Source organism: Kitasatospora sp. MY 5-36, from assembly GCF_001182915.1.
Taxonomy (GTDB): domain Bacteria; phylum Actinomycetota; class Actinomycetes; order Streptomycetales; family Streptomycetaceae; genus Kitasatospora.
Genome location: NZ_LFVW01000039.1, coordinates 1 through 3,641, shown reverse-complemented (window position 1 = coordinate 3,641; position 3,641 = coordinate 1). Strand labels below are relative to the sequence as shown.

At 75.3% G+C, this 3,641-nt stretch carries 4 protein-coding genes and 1 pseudogene; 1 reads left to right on the top strand and 4 read right to left on the bottom strand.

The window, feature by feature from the left end:
* Positions 1 to 690 (bottom strand): annotated as a pseudogene (locus tag AE652_RS03820) (hypothetical protein); the annotation flags it as partial.
* A gap of 590 nt (positions 691 to 1,280) precedes the next feature.
* Here AE652_RS03820 and AE652_RS47850 point away from each other — a divergent pair.
* Complete coding sequence (locus AE652_RS47850) at positions 1,281 to 1,616, top strand: Rieske (2Fe-2S) protein (protein ID WP_053111953.1); 336 nt, start codon at positions 1,281 to 1,283, stop codon at positions 1,614 to 1,616.
* Positions 1,617 to 1,661: 45 nt separating this feature from the next.
* On the opposite strand, the gene AE652_RS03810 is transcribed toward AE652_RS47850, so the two are convergent.
* From AE652_RS03810 to AE652_RS03800, 3 genes are all read right to left on the bottom strand, one after another.
* A complete protein-coding gene (locus AE652_RS03810) occupies positions 1,662 to 2,657 on the bottom strand; it encodes an iron-containing redox enzyme family protein (RefSeq protein WP_049649671.1) in 996 nt (331 codons plus the stop codon).
* Entirely contained in the window at positions 2,654 to 2,959 is a 306-nt protein-coding gene (locus tag AE652_RS03805) for a hypothetical protein (protein WP_049649670.1), read from the bottom strand. Before AE652_RS03805 ends, AE652_RS03810 begins: the two co-directional genes overlap by 4 nt.
* A gap of 201 nt (positions 2,960 to 3,160) precedes the next feature.
* Positions 3,161 to 3,641: sigma-70 family RNA polymerase sigma factor (locus tag AE652_RS03800; protein WP_049649669.1), on the bottom strand; the 481-nt coding region annotated here is incomplete at its 5' end.

Sequence of the window (3,641 nt, the reverse complement as noted above, 5' to 3'; positions counted from 1 at the left end):
CGTGGCGCTACAGAACGAGACGGCGCCGGCGGCCCCGCCCGCACCGCCCGTGGTCGTACTGGTGCTGCCGCCGCCCCCGCCGTGCCCCGCCGCGGCCCCGGGGCCGGTGGCGCTTCCCGTGGTACCGCCGGTGGCATCGGGCGTCGTCCCGCCGTTGCCCCCGTTGCCACCCGACAGGCCGCTCCCGGTGCCCCCTGCGGCTCCGCCGCCCCCGGCGACCACCAGGAAGGAGCCCACGCTGACGCTGGAAGCCCCGCCCCCGCCCGGCCCTTCCGCTCCGAACCCGGTGGCCGAGATGCCCCCACCCGGAGCGCCGCCGTTGAACCCGCCGGCACCCCCCGAACCCGTGCCGTTGCAGCCCTTGCCGCCCGTGCCGCCGACGTTGACGGTGACCGTCGTCGGCGCGGTGGTCTGCGGGAGAGTGGTGACGACCCGCGCCCCCGTCCCGCCCGTCCCCGTGACGGAACAGGAGGTGCCGGCGTTGTCGGCACCGCCCGCGCCGTCGGCGGTGATCGTGACCACCGCCTGGGCCGGGATGGTGAGGCTCTGCGGGGCACCGGTGAAGCCGAAGGTGACCACCGGGTCGGCTCCCCGGGTCCGCACCGGGGCGGTGGCCGGCGCGGACCCCGTGGCCGCGGCGGTCGCGGGGCTCAGCCCGGTCCCGGCCAGCGCCACGCACACCCCTGCCACGACCCCGGCCTGCCACCACCGCGCACGGGCCTGGGCGCCTGCCTCTCCTTCGGCGACGGGATGTCCTGGGGCATGGTGTCCGATCACTGCTGTCTCCCGATGGGACGGCTTGAGGTGAGACTTCGGGGTGCTGGACCACGCGCCCCGTGCAGCGGTGGTCCCTGCTCCGGAGCGTGATCAACAGGGACAGCGTGACGACCGGACGGCCCTTGTGCCCCGATTGCTCCGACAGCGGCATGCCGCACACCATCACACTGGGCGGCACACGAACTCACTGAGCTGGTCACCGCGCTCCGCCAGGCCGCCCTGTCCTGAAAAACGGTCTCGGCGCGGCCCGACGGCGCCACCACGCTCTCCTGAGCCAGGGCCCGACGGCGCTGCGCCCTGCCGCTCCCGCCGCCACGGAGGGACGGCGCCGACCCCGTTCCCCGGTCACGGTCGGGCTTACGGCCACTCTCGCACGCCTGCCCGGACCGGCTCCCGGACACACCCCGCTCGGCCTGGCCGGGGCGACCGCCGTCTCGGCCGCCGCCGCGCTCGGCGGGCACCTGGCCTACCGGCAGGCCGCCGGCCCCGACCGGGCCGCCGCCGTGCCTCGCCTGGCGCCCGCGGACTGGGTCGCCCTCGGCGCGGTGGAGGACTTCCCGGAGGGGAAGCCCGTGCGGGCGACGGCCGGCGAACTGGCCGTGGTCGTGGTCCGCGAGGGCGACCGCTGCCACGTGCTGGCCGAGCGCTGCGCCCACCTGTCCGGGCCGCTCTCCGAGGGCTCCCTCGTGGAGGGCTGTCTGCGCTGCCCCTGGCACGGCAGCACGTTCCGGCTCCGGGACGGCGAAATGGTGCACGGCCCGGCCACCGCACCCCAGCCGGTCATGGAGGCCCGAGTACTTTCCGGGCATCTGGAGATCCGGCTCCCCGCAGCCGGCTGACCATCTTTCCCGGTCGGAGCGCGCGAGGTCGCGGGCGGGCCCGGCTCAGCCTGTGCCGTCCGGGAGGGGTGAGCGAAGCGAGCTGCGTCCGGCCCGCCAGTGGTCGAGCAAGTGGTTCGCGAAGCGCCCGCCGACCACCCCGGCCGCGGCCACGCCGAACGCCACGTCCCTGGCGAACTCGGGCTCGGCCGCGACCAGTTCCTCGATGACCCCACGGCGCACGAGTTGCTCGTGGACGGCGTCCGCCTCGACGTGCTCGCGGTAGAAGAGGGTGCCGTCCGGGCCGCCGCCGAGCCGTTCCAACGCCGCCGCCAAGCGGGCGGAGCCGGGCGAGGACGTGATCTCGACGGTCGCGAAGTGCCCGACGGCCGCCCCGCGCATCGCCCGGTGCAGGCCGAAGAGCGTCATCAGGTTGACCACGGCCAGGGTCGGCGCCGGCACGAAGTCCAGGTAGTGCCCGTAGCCGGGGTCGAGGCCGAAGGCGGCCATCATCCGCTCGAAGAGCCGGGCGTGGGCCCGCTCCGGCCGTCCGGCGCCGTACTCGTCGTAGAGGATCGCCGTCAGCACCGCCTGTGCGGGCCCATGGATCCTCGGCAGCATCCACAGCTGCGGGTCCGCCTCCTTGAGGTGGTAGACCGATCGGTGCACCAGGTACTCGCGGGCGTGCCGGCGCTCACCCTCGGCGAGCAGGAAGTGCGACGGGCCGGTGCCGTCGGGCGGCTCGGTGAGCAGTGCTTCGAACGCGTCCCGCAAGGGCGGCGCGGGCTCCGCCTCCGCACGTACCGCGGCCAGGAACGAGCGCTCCAACCCCTGGCGGAATCTCAGGAGTTCGGGATCCCACTCCCAGTCGTCCAGGACCCCGGGCAGCCCGCGGTCGTGGAGCTCGTAGCAGAGGTGCAGGGCCAGCTGGTGGTCCTCGCCCCACGGCTCGTCGAACGGGCCGGGCGGTGTGGGCAGACGGCCCGCTCCGGGCGGTCCGGAGGTGAGCAGGGCCGTCAACGCCGCCGACAGCGGACCGCGCGACGCGGGCAGCGCGTTCACCCTTCCTCCTGGCGGCCGTCGGCGCAGGCACAGAGCACCGCGAAGGCGATGGTCAGGGTCAGCGCCCAGCAGCCCGTGAAGACCCACAGAAACGGCGCCTCGGACGTCCCCAGGCCTGCCCCGAGCAGGCCCAGCGACAGCAGGGCGAGCGCCAGCACGGTCCGCGGCCGCACGCCGCGCAGCACGTCCCAGGCCCGGCCGCGCAGGCGGAACCCGACGACGCGAAGCCTCAGCTCCAGGACGTGGTCCCGGCGCAGCCCCCGCTCGATCCCGCGCAGCTCCACCCGCTCACGCCGATCCATCCGTCCGCCTCCTCGCGCCGCCGTCCCCATGGTCCGCCGCTGCGGCTACCCGGGTTCCGCGTTCGCTAACGCCCCGGCCCCGCCCGAAGCCGGACGGCCAGTAGACAGCTGTCGTCGTCCGGGTTGGGCCCGCCGAGGCGGGCGGCGATGCGGGCGGCGGCCTGAAGCCGCACGCCGGAACCGCGGCTCGCCTGGTCGGCCTCAGCCCGATTCCGCCGGCTCCGCGCTGTCGGCCCAGCCGTCGGCGTCCAGGTCGTCCAACTGCTCGCGCAGCAGGGCGAGGGTGGCACTGAGCAGCCGGGAGACGTGCATCTGGGAGACGCCGATTCGCTCCGCTATCCGGGACTGGGTGCAGCCGTCCCAGAAGCGCAGCTTGAGGACGGTCTGCTCGCGCTCCGGCAGGCGGGCCAGCAGTGGGCGGACGGCGGTGCGGAAGTCGGCGAGTTCGATGCCGGGGTCGCAGCCGCCGAGCCGGTCGAGCAGGGCGCTGCCGGTCTCGTCGGTGTCCTGGTCGCGCAGCGCGTCCAGGGAGTTGGAGTGGCAGGCCCGGCCCGCCAGGAGTCCCTCGGTGGCCTGTTCGACGGTGAGGTGCAGGTCCTCGGCGATCTCCTCGGGCCGTGGCAGCCGGCCGAGTTCCTGCTCCAGGCGGTCGGAGTCGCGGACGACGGCGAGGTAGAGCTCC

What these genes read in the sequence shown, in the direction of transcription:
- AE652_RS03805 (WP_049649670.1), bottom strand. Translation starts at nt 2,959, where the DNA reads ATGGATCGGCGTGAGCGGGTGGAGCTGCGCGGGATCGAGCGGGGGCTG.